Below are 20,764 nucleotides of genomic sequence, written 5' to 3' on the forward strand. Positions count from 1 at the left end.
GACGGTTGCGGCGACTGGCTGACGACCCTGAACACCATCGGTCGCCGGGTGCCGAGCGCCGACCGCGCGTCAGAACGCGGTCAGGGTCAGCGTGAAGCCCGTCGGGGCCGTGTCCTGGACGTAGGAGGCGAAGTCCGCGACATCGTCGAAGGCGAACCCGTAGGCCTTGCCGTCCTCGGTCGCCGCGTGGATCGCCTTCGCGTAGTGGTTGGTCAGCTCGCCCTGGTAGAAGGCGGCCGGGTCGGTGGCGGGCTGGTCGGTCACGCTCAGCAGGGTCGACCGGTTGAAACCGGCGCCCAGCACGGCCGCGACGGGCCCGGTGGTGCCGTCGTTCGGAGCGGCCAGGTTGCCGTCGCAGAAGAACACGTCACGGGTGGCGGGCCTGGCGAAGGACACCGACGCGGGACCGTCGAAGGCGAACCGGTCGGCGCGCACCCGCCCGGTGAACGTACCGGCGTTCGTGGTGACCCTGAGGTCCTTGCCCGTGAAGGTGCTCCACACCTCGTCGATGTACGGATCGAAATAGCTCGCCGGGAAGATGCCGGCGTCCAGGCCGTGACCGGGGGCGATGATCCGGGTGTCATCCACCACCAGCCGCGCGAACTCCTCGACCTCCTTGACGGCGGCGAAGGCCGCGGCGCGCCCGCCGGAGCGCAGAGTGCCCGTCTTCTGGTCCTTCTCGCCGGTGAGCCGGATGCTCATCGGCACGCTGAACATGTCGACCATCGTGGTGTTGCAGAACATCCCGGACGCGTTGTGGGTGAACTCGGCGCAGTCGTGCAGCACACCGTAGTTCGGGTCCGACGCGACCCACCCGGCCGGGTACTGGAGGGCCGGGTTGCCCGCGCCGTCGGTCACAGCCTTGAACCTGAGCTTGTCGCCGAGTGCCACGTAGACGCGGCCGGACATGTAGGGCAGGGAGAGCGAGGTGTCGCCGCTGCCGGCGAGCGGGATGGCGTAGTCGGTGAAGCCGTCGGCACCGTTGTCGGACAGTGCGATCGGCACGGCCTCGCCCTCGGGCGTCAGCCGGACCTGCTTGCCGTCCAGGTTGCCGACGACGTACAGGTGCACGGACGCGTTGTCGAACGAACCGGTGCCGTTGACGACGGTGACGGGGAGCGCGCCGGCCGCCGTGGTCGTGGCCGCGGACTGGTCGGCGAGCGCGTACGGCGCCACGGCCGCGACGGCCGGAGCCGCCGCGACCGCGCCGCCGAGGGCGAAGAGTACTTTGCGGCGGCTGAGGTCGCGTTGGTGACGGGACATGATCGGGCCTCCTGGGGACGTAGGGCTACGACACCCGGCGCGCGGGCACGCCCCACGCGTGAGAGCGCTCTCACGCATGCGTCACGCGCCGTCGGTGAGCCCCGACCATAGCCACGGCCGTGACCGCCGCCAACCGGAACATGAATCGCCAAATCCCGCTGAGCTGGGCCTACTTGGGAAGCACACAAGGGCCCAAGGATGCTTAAGGTGCGTTTAAACCGCGGTTAAGCGCGGCGGGCGTTCACGACGGGCACCGGTGTGGACACCCCCCCGCCTCGACGAGTCTGCCGCTCCCGCCAGGATCGGCCGACCGCCCCGACCGCCCCGACCGCCCCGACTGCCCCGACTGCCCCGACTGCCCCGACTGCCCCGACCGCCCTGTGCCGCCTCGTACACGTCTCCCCGACGCGGGACACCCGAGGAGTCCGGGCTCGTCGACTCCGCCAAGGCGCGGTGGGTTCCGGCCACCACAACTGCGCCTGCCCGCCGCCCGTCTCGCTCGACCGGGCCGGCAACCGCGGCCCCTCAGGCGCGCGGCGAGGCGAGTCGATCGGCCAGGAACCGGTTGATCTGCTCCGGACCTCCGCCGCCTCGGTCATGTCCTCCCGCCCCATTGTGTTGGACCTTGTGTCCCCTTACTGTTCGGCTTTGCCTGAGTCTGTTCGATGCTGATTGCTCAGGCGGATGGAGGCCGCAGTGCGAGGCAGTGGGATCCGTTCAGAGGTCGCGAGACCCGGTCGCCGTCGGTGGGGGAGGGCGCTCCTCGCGACGGCCGCGACCATCGCCCTGGCCATGGGCGTGACCGCGCCCGCGGCGGCGCGGGATGCCGGCAAGCAGACATCCGTCGCCGTATCCGCCGCAGCACCTGCCGTGAGTCCGCAGGCGCACACGGTGAGTCTCGACGGCTACTCGTTCCTCGTCGACGGCAGGCGCACCTACCTGTGGTCCGGCGAGTTCCACTACTTCCGGCTCCCGAGCCAGGACCTGTGGCGCGACATCTTCCAGAAGTTGAAGGCCGCCGGCTTCAACTCCACCTCCCTGTACTTCGACTGGGGCTACCACTCGCCCAAGCCGGGTGTGTACGACTTCACCGGCGTGCGGGACGTCGACAAGCTCCTCGACCTGGCCCAGGAGGCCGGCCTCTACGTCATCGCCCGCCCGGCGCCGTACATCAACGCGGAGGTCGACAGCGGCGGACTGCCCGGCTGGCTGACCACCAAGGCCGGGAACAACCGCAGCGACGACCCGCGGTTCCTGAAGTACGCGGACGAGTGGCTGACCCAGATCGACCGCATCATCGCCCGCCACCAGCTGACCAACGGCACCGGGTCGGTCATCGCCTACCAGGTCGAGAACGAGTACTACAACGGCTCGGCCGCCGGCCGCTCCTACATGCGGCACCTGGAGGACAAGGCCCGCGCCGACGGCATCACGGTGCCGCTGACCGGCAACAACAACGGCACCTTCAACTCCGGTACCGGTGCCCTGGACGTCGACGGCCCGGACTCCTACCCGCAGGGCTTCGACTGCTCGAACCCCTCGAAGTGGAACGGCGTCCCCGACATCAGCTACGACCACCCGGCCGGCAAGCCGCTGTACTCACCGGAGTTCCAGGGCGGCGCCTTCGACCCCTGGGGCGGACCGGGCTACGACAAGTGCGCCCAGCTGATCAACGACCAGTTCGCCAACGTCTTCTACAAGCAGAACATCGCCGTCGGCGCCACCGCGCAGAGCTTCTACATGACCTACGGCGGCACCAACTGGGGCTGGCTCGGCATGCCCGAGAACTACACGTCGTACGACTACGGGGCCGCGATCCGCGAGACCCGCCAGCTCGATCCCAAGTACTACGAGGACAAGCTGATCGGGTACTTCACGCAGTCGGTCGCCCCGCTGACCGAGACCGAGGCGATCAGGGCCACACCGCCGGACGACTCCGCCGTCGTCGACACCGCCCGGCTGAACCCCGACACGAAGACGCAGTTCCACGTCGTGCGGCACGGGAACTCCACGTCCACGGCCGTCGACAAGACCCACATCTCGCTGGACTTCAACGCCCAGCCGTCCGCGGACACCACCTACACCTGGGACGACCCCGACTCCGCGCTGCAGTACGCCGGTTCGTGGTCGCACGTGGCCGACACGAGCTACACCGGCGGCGACTACAAGCACACCGAGTCGTTCTCCAGCAAGGCCGGCGACTCGCTCACCGTCCCCTTCGACGGCACCGCGATCCGCTGGATCGGCTCGAAGACGAACAACCACGGGTACGCCGACGTCTACCTCGACGGCACCAAGGCCGCGACGGTCGACGACTCCGGCAGCGAGAGCCAGGCGGTGCTCTTCCAGAAGACCGGCCTGACTCCCGGCGCACACACCCTGAAGATCGTCGTCAACGGGAACCACAGCTCGGGGTCCACGGACAACTACGTGTCCATCGACGCCATCGACGTGCCGACGGCCGACGCCACGCAGCCGACCTACCCGGTCGTGCCGCAGCAGCCGGGCACCGCGATCACGCTCGACGGACGCGACTCCCACGTGATCGTCGCGAACTACCGGCTCGGGGACTCACAGTTGCAGTACTCGACCTCGGAGATCATGACCAGCGCGACGATCGGCGCCCGGGACGTGGCCGTGCTCTACGGCGACGAGGGCAGCGACGGCGAGACCGTCCTGCGCTACGCCGCCAAGCCCACGGTGACCTCCACCGGGGGCGCGGTCACGCCCGCGTGGGACGCCGCCACCGGCGACCTGCGACTCAACTACACGCACAAGGGCCTGATCCGGGTCAGCATCAGCGGCGGTGGAAAGCGTCCGTTGCTGCTGCTCGTGGGCGACAAGGCCACGGCCAAGACCTTCTGGCGTCAGGACACGGCGACCGGCCCGGTGCTCGTGCGCGGCACCCATCTGCTGCGGACGGCGACCAGCCGGGACGGCGGCCGTACCGTGGCGCTCACCGGAGACAACGCCGACGACAAGAACATCGAGGTGTTCACCTCCGCCGCCCATGTCACCTGGAACGGCAGGACCTTGGGCACCGGGGCGACGGACACGGGGAGCCTGACCGGCACCATCCCGGTGGCCGCCCCGATACACCTGCCGGCGCTGACGAACTGGAAGCATGCCGAGGAATCCCCCGAAGCGGCGCCCGCATTCGACGACTCCAGCTGGCAGGTGGCCGACAAGGCGACCACCAACAGCGTCTCCGGCGTCAACGCACTGCCGGTGCTCTACGCGGACGACTACGGATTCCACACCGGCAACACCTGGTACCGGGGCCGCTTCCGCGCCACCGGCAAGGAGACCGGCATCCACCTGGTCTCGGACTCCGGCGGAGACGCGCAGGCGTTCTCCGTCTGGCTCAACGGCACCTTCCTGGGCAGTTCCACCACGGGCAGCGGCGACTTCGCCTTCCCGGCCGGCGCGGTGAAGTCCGAAGGCGACAACGTCCTGTCCGTGCTCACCGTGAACATGGGGCACGAGGAGGACTACAACTCCACCAACGGCAACAAGACCGCGCGCGGCCTGACCAGCGCCTCCCTCGTCGGGGCGCCGCTGACCTCCGTCACCTGGCGGCTCCAGGGCGTACGCGGCGGCGAGGACCTCCAGGACACCGTGCGCGGACCGCTCTCGACGGGCGGCCTGTACGGCGAACGGGCCGGCTGGTCCCTGCCGGGCTACCCGGACAGCGACTGGGACCGGGTGTCCCTGCCGACGACCGACACCCGTCCCGGCGTCTCCTGGTACCGCACCGACGTCAGCCTGGACCTGCCGCGCGGTCAGGACACCTCGCTCGGGCTGACGTTCACCGACGACCCGGCACGCAAGTACCGTGCCACGATCTTCGTGAACGGCTGGCAGGTCGGCAACTACGTCAACTACCTCGGCCCGCAGCACACGTTCCCGGTCCCCGACGGAATCCTGAACCCGAACGGCCACAACAGCATCGCCATCGCCGTGTGGAACCTCGACGGCAGCACCGGCGGCCTGGGCAAGGTCTCGCTCACCGACTACGGCAGCTACGCCTCGTCCCTGCGCGTCGCGCAGAACGACAGCCCGCGCTACGACGCCCGGACCTACGCCATGCCGAAGCGCCCGGGAGCGGACGTCACCCTGGCCGTGCCGGACACCGCCCAGCCGGGACAGGCCTTCACGGCCAGGGCGACGGTCGAGGTCCCGAAGAAACGGCCGTCCGCCGCCCGGCTGACGGCCTCGCTCTCCGCCCCCGACGGCTGGAGCGTGAGCGCCACGAGCCCCACCTCGGTCGACCGCCTGCGACCCGGCAGGTCGGCCACCTTCACCTGGACGGTCCAGCCGCCGGCCGGGACGCTGCCTTCGGCCTCGGCGCTCACCGCCACGGTGCGCTACCGGCAGAACGGCCGGCAGGCCACTGGCACTGACGAGCGCATCGTCGGCGGGATCCCACCGGCTCCGCCGGCCGGGAAGAGCGCGGTGAGCGACCTGCCGTTCCTGTCGTCCACCAACGGGTGGGGCCCGGTGGAGCGTGACAGCAGCGTCGGCGAGCAGGCCGCCGGCGACGGCCGTCCGATCACCATCGCCGGTGTCGGTCACGCCAAGGGCCTGGGCACCAACTCCGTCAGCGACGTCCAGCTCTACCTCGCCGGACAGTGCTCGCGGTTGACCGCGGACGTCGGAGTCGACGACGAGACGGCCGGTGCGGGCACGGTGACGTTCTCCGTGATCGCCGACGGCAAGATCCTCATGACCACGCCGACGATCCGCGGCAGACAGGCCGCCGTGCCGATCGACGTCGACGTCAGCGGTGCCCAGGTGATCGACCTCAAGGTCGGTGACGCGGGCGACGGCAACGGCAACGACCACGGCGACTGGGGGACACCGACACTGACGTGCGGCTAGGCCGTCGCCGTCACCTGGCCTGGGCGAGCCGGACCGCGTCGGGGCCGGCCGGGAAGCGGAGCTGGCCGGTGGTGTCGTGGACGGCTCGCCACACGGTCTCGGCGACGTCGCTCTCCTCGGTGAACAGATCCTGGCCCGTGAACTCGGCCATGGCCTTCTTCGCCCATGGCGCGTAGGGCGCCGGGACCAGTCCGTCGAGCGGGGTGCCGTTCGTCGCCCTCGCGGCGAAGTTCGTCGTGAGACAGGCGCCCGGCTCGACGGTCTTGGCGTGCACACCGAACGGCGCGAGTTCCAGCGCGAGGGACGCCGTGAACCCTTCGACGGCCATCTTGCTCGCCTTGTAGACGGCCGACAGCGGCATGTGTCCCAGCACCACGCTGGAGGTCACGTTGACGATAGCCCCGCTGCCGCGCTCGCGGAACCGGGGCAGCACCGCCTGGGTCGTCGCCATCACGCCGAAGGTGTTGGTCTCGAAGACCTCCCGGACGCGGGCCATCGGAGTGCCCTCGAACACGCTGATCGAGGGCACGCCCGCGTTGTTGACCAGGGCGTCGATGGGGCCGGCCGCGTCGAGTGCGGCGGTGATGCTCTCCGGGTCGGTGACGTCGAGCGGGACGACGCGCAGCCGGTCCGAGGCGGGCAGGACGTCCGGGCGGGGGGTACGCATCGTGGCGATGACGTTCCACCCCTGCGCATGGAAGTGGAGGGCGGTCCGGCGTCCGTAGCCGGACGAGGTGCCGGTGATGAGTACGGTCTTCATGATGTGGTCCTCGCGATGAGAAGGGGTCCACGGACGGACAGGCATTTTCCTGCTCCGCGGTGGAACGGGCAATCCCATTGAATCGCTGTGACCTGCGCAAACACTAGAACTATCCTCGCTGCCTCCTGCACGATCCTCTATGACTTCTCGGTTTGCTCAGGGAAGGATGCTCACGGGTGCCCGGGTGGTGCCGCGCAGCCGGGCGGCGTCCCGGCTCGGGGGCGCGCCGAACTGGCGGCGGTACTCCCGGCTGAACTGCGAGGCGTTGTCGTAGCCGACGCGCTGGCCGACGCCGGTCACGTCGCCGGGGTGGGTGGCCAGCAGCAGCCGGGCCTCCTGGAGCCGGATCTGCTTCTGGAACTGGATGGGGCTCATCGCCGTCACCGCCTGGAAGTTGCGGTAGAAGGCGGAGACGCTCATGCCGGACATGCGCGCCACGTCCTCGACGCGGAAGGACTGTGCGTAATGCTCGCGGATCCAGCGCACGGCCCGGGAGACATGGCTCAGGCCGCTGTCGGCCAGGCCCAGTTCGCGTACCGTCGCCCCCTGCTCGCCGGTGATCAGACGCCACAGGATCTCGCGTTTGACCAGCGGTGCGAGCACGGCCCGGTCGCGGGACTCGTCGAGCAGTCGCAGCAGTCGGACCACCGCGTCGAGCAGCGCGGCCGGAGCGTCGCTGACGGCGATCCCCGACGGAACGCCTCCGCCGGCCCGCGGAAGATCACCGGGGCCGGCCTGCAACAGCAGTTCGGCGACGGCGGACGGCTCCAGGGTGAGACCGAACCCGAGGGCCGGCTGCTCGGGACCGATCTGGAGGAACTGCCCCGTGACGGGCAGGTCGACGGAGGCGACCAGGTACTGGCCGGCGCCGTACTCGTAGACCCGGTCGCCGAGGGCGAGGCGTTTGGCGCCCTGGGCGATGACTGCGAGCACGGTGCCGGACATGGAGGGCCCCGGCGGGTCCGGCCGGTCGATCTTCGAGATGAGGACGCCGTCGATGGCGGTGGTCCAGTCGGGCCGGGCGTGCCGGTCCAGCAGGCTGCGGAACTCTTCGAGAGGCATGCGTCCATTGCACCACCCCGCTGGCACCCTGTTCCCGCTGGAGCGAGGATCGTGCAAGTACGCGCGAGCATCGATCTAACATTTGAGCAGGTCAGGCCGCTTGAATGGAACCATCGCACTCCACCACCGGGAAGAGGAAACCATGATTTCCGCCTACGGCTTCAACGCCACCCTCACCGCCGCGCCCGGAATGGGCGACCAACTGGTCGACCTGCTGCTGACCGGCCTGGACGAGGGCAGCCCCGGCGCGAGCGAGCACTGCGTCGTCTACCTCGTCTCGCGCTCCGCGTCCGACCCGGACGTCGTCCACGTCATCGAGGGGTGGACCAGCGAGGAGGACCACCACCGGATCTTCGCCGGCGAGGCGGCCCAGGCCATCGTGGCGCGGATCGGCGGACTGCTGGCCAAGGAGGCCGAGTACACCGACTACGTCCCGGTCCGCGGCAGGGCCGCCTTCTGAACCCCTGACCGGCCCGCGTGCCCGCCCCAACGCCTCCCACCGTCTTCCGTCGCCGTTCGTCGCCCCGCGTCACCCGAGAAAGGCCCACGACCATGACCGCCGCACGCCCCTCCCTCGACCCCGAACTGCGCGAGCTGCTCGCCGACATGCCCCTCATGTCCCGGCTCACCCCGGACCTGCTCGCCCAGCTGCGCCGGCTCCCCTCCACCCCTGTCGACTCCCTTCTCGCGCACCGGCAGGTCGAACGGCGGGAGATCACCGTGCCGGCCGAGGACGGTGCCGAGATCCGTCTCTCGGTCCTGAGCCCCGCGCACACCGACGGCGCCACCACCGCCTCCGCCCCCTGCGTCTACTGGATCCACGGCGGCGGGATGGTCATGGGCGACCGCTTCTCGCAGATCGACATCCCGCTGGAGTGGCTCGACGAGTTCGGCGCGGTAGTCGTCTCCGTCGACTACCGGCTCGCACCGGAAGCCACCGGCACGACTCTCGTCGACGACTGCTACCAGGGCCTGCTCTGGACCGTCGAGCACGCCGCGGAACTGGGCATCGACCCGGCCCGGATCATCGTCGCCGGCGCCAGTGCGGGCGGCGGACTCGCCGCCGGTCTCACCCTGCTGGCACGCGACCTGGGCACCCCGGCGATCGCCGCGCAGGTGCTGATCTGCCCCATGCTCGACCACCGCAACACCACTGTCTCCAGCCGCCAGTACACGGGCGTGCCCGGGGTCTGGACCGGCGAGATGAACGCGTTCGGATGGCACGCGGTCCTCGGCCACCTCACCGGCGACGAGGTGCCCGCCCATGTCTCACCTGCGCTGGCCGACGACCTCTCCGGCCTGCCCGCCACCTACATCGACACCGGCTCCGCGGAGGTCTTCCGCGACGAGGACACCGACTACGCCGGTCGTATCTGGGCGGCCGGCGGCCTGGCCGAACTCCACGTCTGGGCCGGCGGCTTCCACGGCTTCGACGCCCTCTACCCGCAGGCCCGCATCTCGGTCACGGCCCGCCGGACCCGCACCGACTGGCTGGCACGACTCCTGTCGGGGTGACGGGACCGGACGGCCGGTGACACGATGCGAGAGGCGAGAAAGGTGGCAGCCGTGGTGCCGGACGTCCGTGCGTCGCTGGGTGCGATGCTCTTCCGCCGGGTGGCGGGCCCCGACGGGCCGGCCACCCGCGCCCGGATCCACGGCACACCCGGCCCCCGCTGGTTCGCCCGCGGCCGCCCGATCCGCGTCGTCCACGGGGACGCCTCCATGTTCGTCGGCGGACTGAGCGCTCTTCTTCTGCAGTCCCTGCATCCCCTCGCCATGGCCGCCGTCGCCGCGCACTCCGGATACCGCGGCGACCCGTGGGGACGGCTCCAGCGCACCAGCGCCTTTCTGGCGGTGACCACCTACGGCGTGGCGGACGACGCCCAGGCGGCCGTCGCCGCGGTGCGGGGCATCCACGAGAAGGTGCGCGGGACGACGCCGGACGGCGAGCCGTACCACGCCGCCGACCCGCACCTGCTCGGGTGGGTGCACGCGGCCGAGACGGAGTGCTTCCTGCGCGCGCACGAACGCTACGGCTCCGCTCGTCTGGACCGGGCCGGCTACGACGCCTATGTCGCCGACACCGCGCGGGTCGCCGAGGCACTCGGGATGATCGATCCACCGCGTGACCGCCGGGAGCTGTCCGCGCGGCTGGCCGGCTACCGGCCCGAGCTCAGGGCCACGCCCGAGGCCCGGTCCGCGGCCCGCTTCCTGCTCCTGGAACCCCCGCTGCCCCTGCCGGTCCGTCCCCTGTACGGCATACTCGCCGCCAACGCGGTGACACTGCTGCCCTCCTGGGCCCGGTCGCTGCTGCGGCTGCCCCGTCTCGCGGTCGTCGAGGACGTCACGGTGCGCCCGGCCGGCCATCTGCTCACCAGCACGATCCGCTGGGCCATGAACACCCCCGACGTTTCGTAGCGGCGGCCCCGGCACGGCGGGACCTGCCGTGCCCCGAGGGGCACGGCAGGTCCGTTGGTCACCTCATGGCCGGTGTCCAGGGCATTCCGCGCGTCCGCGCCCACTCCGTCCCCCGTGACCAGAGCCCGGCACCGCCCGACGTGCCGGAAGCGGCCCATCCGCCGGGTCCCGCGACGGCGCCGTCACCTCCGGCCGCGACCGGCCGGTGGTCGCGGTCCGTGGACTGGAACCCGACCGTGTAGGTCCGAGTGACCGCACCGTTGGCCGAGGTCACCCTGATGGTGCGGGTGGCCGACCGGGACCCGGTCGACGAGAGGACCGAACTGCCGGCGGTGACCTTCACCCGCGCCCCGGACTGGGCCGGTACGGCGGAGACGGCCGGGATCCTCGTGTTCTTCGGCCAGTCGACGACGTAGGTGGACACGTCCGGATCGAACCCGTCGATCGCGACGCCCCCCACGGTGATCGCCGTGGCGTCGGCGACACTCGCCTTCGTGGCGTCCGAGTGGTTCGTCACCGTGACCGACCCGTCGGCGCCCACGACCACGTGCGCCGCCATCGCCGCCGCCAGGTTGATCCGCTGCCAGCTCGCCTCGCCGTCCACGGTGAGGTCGAGCGGGTACCCGGAGTCCGTCGCGGTCTGCTCCAGGACCTGGGTGCGCTGTCCGGGGGTGAGGTCCGGGAAGGCCGTGATCAGCAGCGCCGCCGCGTCGGACGGCGTCCTGAGAGCCTGCCCGGCCTTGCCCACCTGGGAGAACCCGTAGGTCAGGCGCTGCGTGTACAGGTCGACGTCCTGCGTCGTACTCAGACCGCCGTAGGGGTCACCCGCGCAGGCCGCGAGCGTGTCGCCGTACCCCTCCTGCTCGCACCGTGCGAGCAGCACGTTCTCGATCTCGGTGTGGGCCTGCGTCAGCAGGTTCGCGAAGTCGGGGTCCGCCCATCGGTGGGCCACGGTGGCCTGTCCGGTGATGCGGCCGCCCATGACGTCGAGCGGGTAGTGGAACCCGAGGACGATGCGGTTGTTGCCGTACTCCGAGGTGCGCGCGAGGATCGACGGTGCCAGCTCCGGCAGCAGCGTGGCGAGGACGGTCCCCGCCTCGTAACCGCCGTAGGTGTGGCCGCTCGGGTACGAGCCGCTGGTGGCGAGGCTGCTGTACGAGCCGTCCTGCGACTCGTAGACGTCGCCGCCGTCGCCGACGAACCCGAGCCGCACGTACGGACGCAGGTAGCCGTAGTGGTTCTTCGCCGTGTCGACTCCGTCGAGGCCCTGCGTGACGCGGGAGAACAGGGCGCTGGTCTTCGGCAGCTCACCGCCGCTCAGGGCGTCGCGGTAGATCTGGCCGAGCCGGGACCCGAGGCCGTCGGCCAGCGTGACGGTGGCGCTGTTCGTGGCGTCGACCTCGGCCCGGTCCACCTCCTGCTGCGTCGCCGCGTTGTTGATGCGCACCGCGATCCGGTCGTTCTCGGCGGTGAGGGCGGTGCCGTTGGGCACCTTGGTGTTGGCGCCGATGATGTCGGGGTCGAGGTCGTGGATACCGGCGAGCAGGTCGTCGAAGTAGTCGGTGGTCGGCCACTTGTCCGACCCGTAGGCCGCGTCCAGCGTGTCGTCGGGGAAGGGGGCCGACTCGTATGCCGGGTCGGAGGCGTCCACTGGGGTGGTCGTCGTGGTGTCGTCCGAGGTCCCGGCCAGCGTGATCGCGGTGACGGTGGCCGTGTGCGTCTTCGCCTTGCCCGTGGTGGAGAGCAGCGCCGTGTCCGCCGTGGCGGGAAGGTGCGCGGTGGTTCCGTCGTTCAGGGCCACGGTGTAGCCGATGATCGGGAATCCGCCGTCGCCGGCCGCCCGCCAGGTCACCCGGACCTGCTTGCCGTCGGTGAGCACACCCGTCACGGCCGGCGTCTGCGGCTTGCCGCCATCTGTCACCACGGGCGCCGTGGCGGCGCTCGGACGCGAGGCGCCGAACCTGTTCACCGCCGCGACGCGCGCCGTGTACGACCTGCCGGACCGCAGCCAGGTGAACGTCGTGCTCCGGCTGTCCCGATCGTCGATCTCGACCTGGTGGCCGTCGCTGAGGGTGATCTTGTAGCCGGTGACCGGTGAGCCGCCGTCGTCCTCGGGAGCGGACCAGGCGACGGTCACGCTGGTGCCGGACGGCGTCGCCGACACCGCGTCGGGCACGGCGGGCACCGTCTTGGGCTTCGTGGTGAGCGCGGACAGGGCGTGGCGGAGGGCGTCGTACCGTGCGGTGAGGGTGGCGTCCGTGGCCGTGTCGTCCGCGACGGCGGTCTTCGCCGCGGCGAGTGACTCGGTGAACGCCTTCCACGACGCGTCCGTGTAGCGGGTGTTGTCGAGGGCCGACGCGGTCGAGACCAGGTCCTCCAGCTTCAGCCTCGGCAGCGGGATCAGCTGGCCCGCGGCGAGGGTGAGGCCGCGGGTCTGCGTGTCGACTTCGAGCTGGGTCGCGTCGTCGGTGTCCACCAGGGCGCGTGCCGCGGCGAGTTCACGCAGGTACACCCCGAAGTCGACCGTGTCGTAGCGCTCCGCGTCGCCGGAGAGCCCCTCGTACCGGTCGATCGCCTTCCGCAGGGCGGACTTGTCCGTGACGGCGGGTGTGTCGACGTGGTCGAAGGTGATCCGGCCCAGGTTCGCGACGTAGGGATGCGAGGAGTCGGGGGTCGTCGTCAGCCGCAGATGGACGGCGTGCGTGCCGGTGATCGCCTTCGGCAGGGTCAGGCTCGTCGTCCCTCCCGAGGACCACGCGGCTCCCGTCACCGGCAACGGAACGGTCGCGTACGGCGTACCGGGGTCGGCCGAGTCGAAGGAGTCCAGGTACAACTGGACGGCCGAGCCCGTGCCGCAGCGGGTGGAGTTGTTGGCATAGGTGATCGTGACGGTGCTCTTCGGGGAACTGCCGAAGTCGATGTCCCCGTAGTCGAGCCAGGCGCCGTCGTAGGTGCCGCCGAGGTCGGTGGCGGAACCCGCGCCGGTCCAGCCGACCGGCTCGCTCTTGAGCCCGCCGCCGCTGTTCGAACGGAACGCGGTGGCGTCGAAGCCCACGGGGGCGTCGGCGGTCTTCGTGAGGGTCAGCGAGTAGACGTTGCCCACGTAGGGCTGCGCGGAGGTCTGCGTGCTGGAGACGAAGTCGGCGTAGACGTCCTGGACGCCGGTGAAGACGGCCGGGTCGAGTCGCACGGTCGTGGTGGCGACGGTTCCCCAGCCCGATCCGGTGTAGTCGAGGGGGATGTCGACCGTCTTCGGGCCGTCCTTCGCACCGAGGTGCAGTTCGATGTGCGAGTCCGACGCCGCCCGCGACTGGGGCTTGTCATAGCCGATGGTGACGGTGTCGGCGCCGCCCTGGAGGTTCGTGTCCTGCCATTCGGCCCACGCGCCGTTCGTCACGTTCTCGAAGATGCCGCCCCCGAGGTTGAGCGGGAGCGAACCGCCACCCGTCGTGGTGCTGTTCACCGCGGTCAGCGTGGCGAGTGTGGTCGAGGGGGACGAGGAGACCTCGTTCGGCGAGAACCGGTACCAGTCGAAGTTCGACACCCACTGCTGGCCGGACGGGGCATGGAACACGAACGTCGCGCTCTTCGCGCCGAGCAGGGCGTCCGGGTCGGTGACGGCCGCCTGCACCGTGGTGTAGTACTGCCAGCCGCCGGTCCCGGGGAGCGAGACGGTGGCCACGACCGGGCCGTCGGCGGCGCCGGCGTGGATGTCGACACTGCTCGGCTTCGCGTTCGTCGGCTGCGCGTTGGCGTAGCGGACCGAGACGCTGCGCGGGGCGACCCCGCCGAAGTCCAGCTTGGCGAACCGCTCCCAGGCGCCCTCGGTGACACCGCCGAGGTCGCCGTCCGAGTAGTACGCCTCGCTCACGAGGCTGGGGCCCGCCTTCTCGTCGGGGGCCTCGGCCTGCAGGACGGCGTAGCCGCCCTCGTCGATGGTGAGCGCGTCGACGGCGCTCCCCAGCGCGTCGTGCGCGGCCATGATCGTGCCCGTCGCGGAGGTGGTGTCCGCGAGGACGGTCCGCGCGCGTTCGACCGCCGAGCGGAACAGACTCCAGGAGCCGTCGGAGTAGTTGCCGCTGCGCACCAGCGACGCCTGGTCGACGAGCGCGCCGAGGGCCTGGCGGTGCACCGCGGCGGCGGAGACGACCAGCGGGTCGGTCACGGATATCCCGGTGCCGCTCACCGTCGAGGCCGGCACCCCATGGGCGAAGGCGGCGTCGCGGAAGGTGATGCCGAAGCGTGCGTCGACCTTCGTGGTGCCGGTGAGCGACAGCGTCGCCGTACCCGAGCCGCTGACCCGGAGGTCCGCCGTGACTCCGTCCGGCAGGCCGGTCACGGTCGCCGCCCCGGTCCTGGTGAGGATGGTCCCCTTGCGGGCGGCGAACGACGCCGGTCCGGTCAGGGTGAGCTTGACGGTGCCGTCGAGGGTGCCGTCCGCGGCCGTGTCGACCGTGCCCGGGCGGGCGGAGACGACGGTGCCGCCGTGGCCCGTTCCCGTGCCGCCGTCACCCGTGCCGCCCGAGTCGGTGTCCAGCGAGTACGCGGGCTTGGTCCGGGCGCCCCACTGGGAGGGCTTGGAGCCCATCGTGAAGTCCAGGGTTCCGCCGGAGACGATCTGGGAGTAGTCGAGCCACGTGTTGTCGAACCGCTTGCCGTTGAGGGTCGCGCCCTGCACGTAGTACCTGCTCGGCGACACGCCGTCGGCCTTCACCGTGAACCGGCTGCCGTTGGCGTAGGTGATCGTCGTCGAGTCGAAGAACGGGCTGCCGATCTGGAACTGGCTGGAGCCGGCGGTCACCGGGAACAGGCCCAGGGCGGCGGCGACGAACATGGTCGACATGGTGCCGGCGTCGTTGTCCATGGTCGGCAGGAAGCCGTGCGGGGAGAGCTTGTAGACCTGGGTGTCGACCGGCGGGGTGAACTCACCGCCGGAGCTGGGAGCTTCGTTCGTCGAGCTGGTCGCGATGTAGCGGTTCCAGGTTGTCCCGGTGTAGATGGCCCGCACCCACTTCTGCGTCAGGCTCGGCTCACCGACGTAGTTGAAGAGGTACGGGGCCTGGAGGTCGATCTCGTTCGCGTTGGAGTGCAGCATGGCCGAGCCGTCGGTGGCGCCGGAGTCCTCGCCGAACATGTGCTCCACGGCGGCCCTGCCGGCCTTGTCACCGCCCATGGCCTTGATGAGGCCGCCCATGTCGTACGCGTCGTACCAGTGGTACTGCCAGAGCGTGCCCTGGTAGAGGCCGGCCGCCTCGAACTTCTCGTAGTCGGCGCTCTGCCAGTCGCCGCCCGCCGCGCGCGGGGTGAGCAGACCGACCTCGGTACCGTCGGCCGCCTTCCAGGCGCCGGACTTCACGAGGTTGTCGATCGCCATGGTCGACTGGGTGCGCAGCTTCTTCGCGTCCGCGTCCTTGCCGAGCGAGTGGGCGATGACGGACAGCGCCCACTGGTCGTAGCCGCGCTGGACGGTCGTACCGGGATCACCCGGGACGTACCCCTGCCGCAGCTGGGTGCCCGTGTAGTAGCCGGAGTACGACAGCAACGCCGGGTACGCCTCGTCGAGCCGGTCGAAGTTCCCGTAGCCCTTCGACAGCGCGTCGGCGACCACCACGGCCGAGCGCTCCCAGCGCACGGTCGGGACCGAGTGGGTGAGGCTGCCGAGGCTCTTGCCCGAGGTGTCCGCGTCGGCGAAGAGCTCGATCAGCGACTGCACCAGGTCCCGGTAGGTGGCCGGGTCGATATAGGCCTCGACCGAGTACTTGCGGAAGTCGTCCCAGGTGGACCAACCGTCGTAGTAGGTGAAGCCGTTCGTCTTGTGCACCGCTCCGTCGACGCCGCGGTACGTTCCGCTGGTGCTGGTGGCGTTCACCGGCAGCGCGTACATGCGGTACAGGTGCGTGTAGAACTCTTTGGTGAGCGTCGACCCGGGGTCGGACGTCGCGGAGGCCTTCACGGCGACGGCGCCGAGGGTGCTGTTCCAGTCCGCCGTCGTCCGCGCGCGGGCCTGGTCGAAGGTCAGGTCGCCCACCTCGTTGCGCTGGTCGGTCGCGGCCTGTTCGGCGCTGATCGGCGACAGCGTGATGCGCAGTTCGATGTCGTTCCCGGCGGACTTGTCGAACCCGAGTACGGCGCCGGTGTCGCTCCCGTCCTGCGTGGTCGCGTCGCTCAGCTTGCCGTCGTTGCCCCAGCTCTTCAGGGAGGTCACCGGGACGTTCGTGGTGGCGTCGTAGTACAGCCGGTACGAGGCGCCGTTGAACGACCCCGCGATGAGCCCGGTGAGGGAGGAGGTCCCGTCCGGGAGCGTCGTCGCCTTCATCGTCGAACGGGTGCGGCTGGTGAAGTTGTTCGCGAGGTCCAGGACGAGTTCGGGGTTCGACCCGGCGGGGAAGCTGTAGCGTTCGAGCGCCGTGCGCGTCGTCGCGGTCATCTCGGCCTTGATGGTGCCGGGGTCCTGCGTCACCGACGAGCCGGTTCCGGAGATCGCCCCGAGGCCCGCCTGGTAGGAGCCGGGCGTCGCGGTCTCGTCGTCATGGCTGTACGTGTGCGCGTACGTGCTCGCGGCGGGGCGGCTGTCGTACCGGACGGACGTCGGGACGACGAGCAGGTCGCCGCCGCCTCCCGAGCCGCCGACGCCGTCGAGGTTCGTCGCGGTGAACCCGGCGATGTGGTCCTCGTCGTAGTCGTATCCGGTGTGGTTGCGGTTCGGCGTGGTCAGCGGGTTGACCTTGGCCAGGCTGTGCGGCGCCTCGGCGCCCGGCAGGTCGTTGCCGTCGTCACCGGCGGTCGACACGAACGGGTCGACGAGCTTCGTGTAGTCAGTGCCGCCGGATGTGCCCGCGGACCCCGCGGACTTGGTCACGACCGGCGTTGCCGCGGCCGTACCGCCGCCCGCCAGTGCGGCGAGGCCGAGCGCCCCGGTGAGGAGCACGGCGATCGTCGCGCGCGTTCGCCGGCGAGGTCGGCGGGCGGTTCTCGACGGCAGCATGCGGGGCAAGAGGGCATCGGGTCTGACAGGCACGGAACCTCTCCAACGTCGCGATACACGGCACGGTCCGGTCGGTCGGGGACAACGTTGTCAGCCCGGACGACACCCGGAGCGTGCGGACTCGGGGCGAGAAGGCAGTGGACGCACGGGATCGCACCCGCCGCGCGCACGACCGCCCGCCATCAGACACGGGGAAAGCGTGCAACGGGCGAACAGGATTCGTACAGGAGATGCGCACGCGGGCGGCTCCCACGAGGGCCTCGCGCCGGTTCCGCCGCCGGCCGTGCGGGACGGATGTCACGTTCCGTTTACCCGCCGGAGGCCGCGTCCCCGAGGGGCGAACTCCCCGCCGGAGGCTGCTTCCCCGAGGGGCGAATTCGTCGGCGGAGGCTGCTTCCCCGAGGGGCGAACTCCCCGGCGGAGGCTGCTTCCCCGAGGGGCGAACTCCCCGGCGGAGGCTGCTTCCCCGAGAGGTGAATTCCTCGGCCGACGACGCGTCGGATCGCCCTGGTGCGATGCCGTGTGACGTGCGCCGCGTGACGTCACCGGCCCGCCGGCCCGCACCGGCGGGCTCACCCGCGGTGGTACTCCGCGACCGCTACGCGACCGGACCGCAGGGACGACCGCCGCTGCGCCGGGCTGCCCAAGGTGTGCGCGAGCGTGAGGAGATCGTCGTCCGAGACCACCCGCAGGCCGTACTCCGCCAACAGCGCGGCCATCCGCCGCGGCCGCCACAGTGAGCGCCAGGGCTCGCCCGAGGTCACGGAACTGCCGAGCACGCGTGCCACCAGCCGGCCCACGGACGCCCGCGCCGACGGCGCCTGGTAGTTGACGACGAGCGCGCTGTCCGGGGCCGACCGGGCGGTGAGCGCGGCGACCGTCGCCCGGACCTGGTCGCGCGTGAGGTACGGCACGACGCCCTCCCACAGCCATGTCGTCGGGGCGGACGGGTCGTGCCCGGCCGCATCCAGCACCGCACCGAGATCGTCGACGGCGAAATCGACCGGCGCGAACCGTACGGAACGGGCGACGGCCGGCAACTCCTCGGTGACGGCAAGACGGGCGCGCTTGTCCTGCTGGGAGGCCGGATGGTCGACCTCCCACACATCCGTCTGCGCAAGCCCGGGAAGCCGCCACGCGCGGGTGTCCAGGCCGGCGCCGAGGATCACGAGCTGGCCGGTCGGGCGGGCGCCCAGGGCCTCGTCGATCGCGACCGTCCGCGGCGCGACCACCTCGGCGCACGCCCGCACACTCTCGTACGCGACGCGCGCCTGCCAGCCTTCCGGCACCGTACCCGCGCGCACCTCGTCCACAGGCACGCGCTCCGCGACGCCCAGCAGCCGTACCGCCACCGGATCCGCGAACCGCCCCGCGGCGATCCTCCCGTCCGCCGCCGCCCGTCCCTGGCAGACCAGGACCGCCGTCCGGCTCGCCGCACGCCCGCTCTCGCTCATGGAGCCGTATTCAACACGACTCTGCCGCCCCGGGCGGGAGACGACGAAGTCTCCGCCCGGCAGGGCGAGCGCGACACCGGCGCTCCGCAGCCGGCGATCCCGTCGTCCGGCGGCGTCTGGGCGACGGCCCACACGAAGCCCCTCGTCCACGTCGGGTCGCCCGGGCGGGGCCACGGTCACGTCACGCGGTGACCGTGCGGTCCGCGCACGCCTCGCCTCATCCGCCCCCGTTACCGATCCGTTTCGCAGGTTAATTTCCACGTCCGAAGGGTTGGCTGGAAGTCGTCTGCTGGTTATCGTTCACGAACTTCACTCAATCGTTCCAGTGAACGAATAGCGAGAGAGACGGTCGGTCCATGTCCGACATCCACCTGCCGGGGCGCCGCTCGGTGCTCGCCGCGGGCGTGGCCGGCGCGGCCTCGCTCGGCGCGTCCTGGCTGCTCACCGGCTGTACGGGGGCAGCCGCCGCCCCCGACCTGACGGCTGCCGCACTGAAGGGCACCCCCGACGCCGGCGGCACCCTGCGCATCGCCCGGCCCCCGGCCTCCGACGCCGAGACCCTCGATCCCGCCAGCTCCCTGTCGGCGTACGAGTACCTCGGCGCCCTCTACAACCGGCTGGTCCGCGTCGGCGCGGACGGCGCACTCGCCCCCGACCTCGCCGAGTCATGGGAGTCCGACAGCAAGGCCCGTACCTGGACCTTCCGGCTGCGCAAGGGAGTCGCCTTCCACGACGGACGCGCCTTCACCTCCGCCGACGCCGCCTACACGCTGCGGCACATCCTCGCCAAGGCGACCGCCTCACCCCAGGCCGCCGTCCTCGCCCCGCTCGTCGACCCCGGCACTCTGCGCACCCCCGACGCCCACACCCTCGTCGTCCCGCTGAAGACCCCGAACGCCGAGTTCCCGAGTCTGCTGACGCACTACAACTGCTATGTCGTCCCGGACGGCAGCGCCAAGGGCATCGGCCGCACCGGCATCGGCACCGGCCCCTTCAAGCTGGAGTCGTTCACCCCGGCGGGCCCCGGCCGGGTCACCGCGTTCCGGGACCACTGGGCCGGCCGCCCGGTCCTGGACGCGATCGCCTTCTACTCGGTCGCCGACATGTCCGCCCGCTCGGGCGCCCTGCTCGCCGGCCAGGTGGACCTGCTGTCCCAGACCAACCTCGACTTCGCCACCGCCCGTGTCGTCGCCGCCTCCGACCGGGCCACCATCGCCCGGGTGAAGGACGCGCAGTGGTACGTGCTGCCGATGCTCACCACCGAGAAGCCCTTCACCGATGTACGGGTCCGGCAGGCGATGAAGCTCGCCTACGACCCGGAGCACGTCGTGAAGGTCGCGCTCCAGGGCGCGGGCAGCGCCGGCTGGGACAACCCCGTACCGCCCACCGACCCCGTCCACGTCGCCGCGCACCCCGCGCACGACCCCGAGCAGGCCCGCCACCTCCTCAAGCAGGCCGGGCACGAGGGCCTGGCCGTCGACCTCTACACCTCGTCCTACGACCCGCTGTTCACGCCGATGGCCCTCGCCTACCAGGACTCCGCCAAGCGCGCCGGCATCCGGGTCCGGGTCAAGACGGCCGCCGCGGACTCCTACTACACGCAGATCTGGATGAAGAAGCCGCTGATGGCCACCTACTGGTTCACCGGGCGGCCCGTCGACCAGCTCTTCACCCAGATCTTCCGCAGCGGCTCCTCGTACAACGAAACCGCCTGGTCCGACAAGGAGTTCGACACCGTCCTGGACCGGGCCCGCGCGGAGACCGACGACGCCGAGCGCCGTGAACTGTACGGCGAGGCGCAGCGGCTGGTGATCGAGCGGGGCGGGGCGATGACCCCGATGTTCGCCGACCGGCTGGTCGGCATCTCCCGCAAGGTCCGCGGCTACGCCGAGCACGGCTTCGAGTTCGACTACCTCAACATCGGCGTGAAGGGAGCCTGAG

The 20,764-nt window shown here is 71.0% G+C and carries 10 protein-coding genes; 5 read left to right on the forward strand and 5 right to left on the reverse strand.

Features of this window, described 5'->3' with window-relative positions:
* Positions 1 to 69 precede the first annotated feature (69 nt).
* Positions 70 to 1,266, reverse strand: a complete 1,197-nt coding sequence (locus AB0D59_RS20510) for a glycoside hydrolase family 64 protein (protein ID WP_362567222.1) — start codon at positions 1,264 to 1,266, stop codon at positions 70 to 72.
* Between the two features lie 789 nt (positions 1,267 to 2,055).
* On the opposite strand from AB0D59_RS20510, the gene AB0D59_RS20515 reads away from it, so the two are divergent.
* Positions 2,056 to 6,144: a beta-galactosidase gene (locus AB0D59_RS20515; RefSeq protein WP_362567009.1), complete on the forward strand. Its 4,089-nt coding sequence runs from the start codon at positions 2,056 to 2,058 to the stop codon at positions 6,142 to 6,144.
* 10 nt (positions 6,145 to 6,154) lie between these two features.
* On the opposite strand, the gene AB0D59_RS20520 is transcribed toward AB0D59_RS20515, so the two are convergent.
* Together AB0D59_RS20520 and AB0D59_RS20525 are read right to left on the reverse strand one after the other, a co-directional pair.
* Positions 6,155 to 6,904 (reverse strand): SDR family oxidoreductase, encoded by a 750-nt coding sequence (locus AB0D59_RS20520; protein WP_362567011.1) that lies wholly within the window; start codon positions 6,902 to 6,904, stop codon positions 6,155 to 6,157.
* A gap of 156 nt (positions 6,905 to 7,060) precedes the next feature.
* Positions 7,061 to 7,966 (reverse strand): AraC family transcriptional regulator, encoded by a 906-nt coding sequence (locus tag AB0D59_RS20525; RefSeq protein WP_362567014.1) that lies wholly within the window; start codon positions 7,964 to 7,966, stop codon positions 7,061 to 7,063.
* 142 nt (positions 7,967 to 8,108) lie between these two features.
* On the opposite strand from AB0D59_RS20525, the gene AB0D59_RS20530 reads away from it, so the two are divergent.
* From AB0D59_RS20530 to AB0D59_RS20540, 3 genes are all read left to right on the forward strand, one after another.
* Positions 8,109 to 8,426 carry an antibiotic biosynthesis monooxygenase gene (locus AB0D59_RS20530; protein ID WP_362567017.1) on the forward strand — a complete coding sequence of 106 codons (318 nt, stop codon included), beginning with the start codon at positions 8,109 to 8,111 and terminating at the stop codon, positions 8,424 to 8,426.
* Positions 8,427 to 8,518: 92 nt separating this feature from the next.
* Positions 8,519 to 9,481, forward strand: a complete 963-nt coding sequence (locus AB0D59_RS20535; protein ID WP_362567019.1) for an alpha/beta hydrolase — start codon at positions 8,519 to 8,521, stop codon at positions 9,479 to 9,481.
* A 24-nt stretch (positions 9,482 to 9,505) separates the two neighbouring features.
* Positions 9,506 to 10,384, forward strand: coding sequence for an oxygenase MpaB family protein (locus AB0D59_RS20540; protein ID WP_362567022.1), 879 nt, complete (start codon positions 9,506 to 9,508; stop codon positions 10,382 to 10,384).
* 58 nt (positions 10,385 to 10,442) lie between these two features.
* On the opposite strand, the gene AB0D59_RS20545 is transcribed toward AB0D59_RS20540, so the two are convergent.
* Complete coding sequence (locus AB0D59_RS20545; protein WP_362567025.1) at positions 10,443 to 17,369, reverse strand: glycoside hydrolase domain-containing protein; 6,927 nt, start codon at positions 17,367 to 17,369, stop codon at positions 10,443 to 10,445.
* A 572-nt stretch (positions 17,370 to 17,941) separates the two neighbouring features.
* Positions 17,942 to 18,823, reverse strand: coding sequence for a class I SAM-dependent methyltransferase (locus AB0D59_RS20550; protein ID WP_362567027.1), 882 nt, complete (start codon positions 18,821 to 18,823; stop codon positions 17,942 to 17,944).
* Between the two features lie 356 nt (positions 18,824 to 19,179).
* Between AB0D59_RS20550 and AB0D59_RS20555 the strand changes: the two genes are divergently transcribed.
* Positions 19,180 to 20,763, forward strand: coding sequence for an ABC transporter substrate-binding protein (locus AB0D59_RS20555; RefSeq protein ID WP_362567030.1), 1,584 nt, complete (start codon positions 19,180 to 19,182; stop codon positions 20,761 to 20,763).
* Position 20,764 lies beyond the last annotated feature (1 nt).

It is taken from the genome of Streptomyces sp. NPDC048417, assembly GCF_040651615.1.
GTDB lineage: Bacteria > Actinomycetota > Actinomycetes > Streptomycetales > Streptomycetaceae > Streptomyces.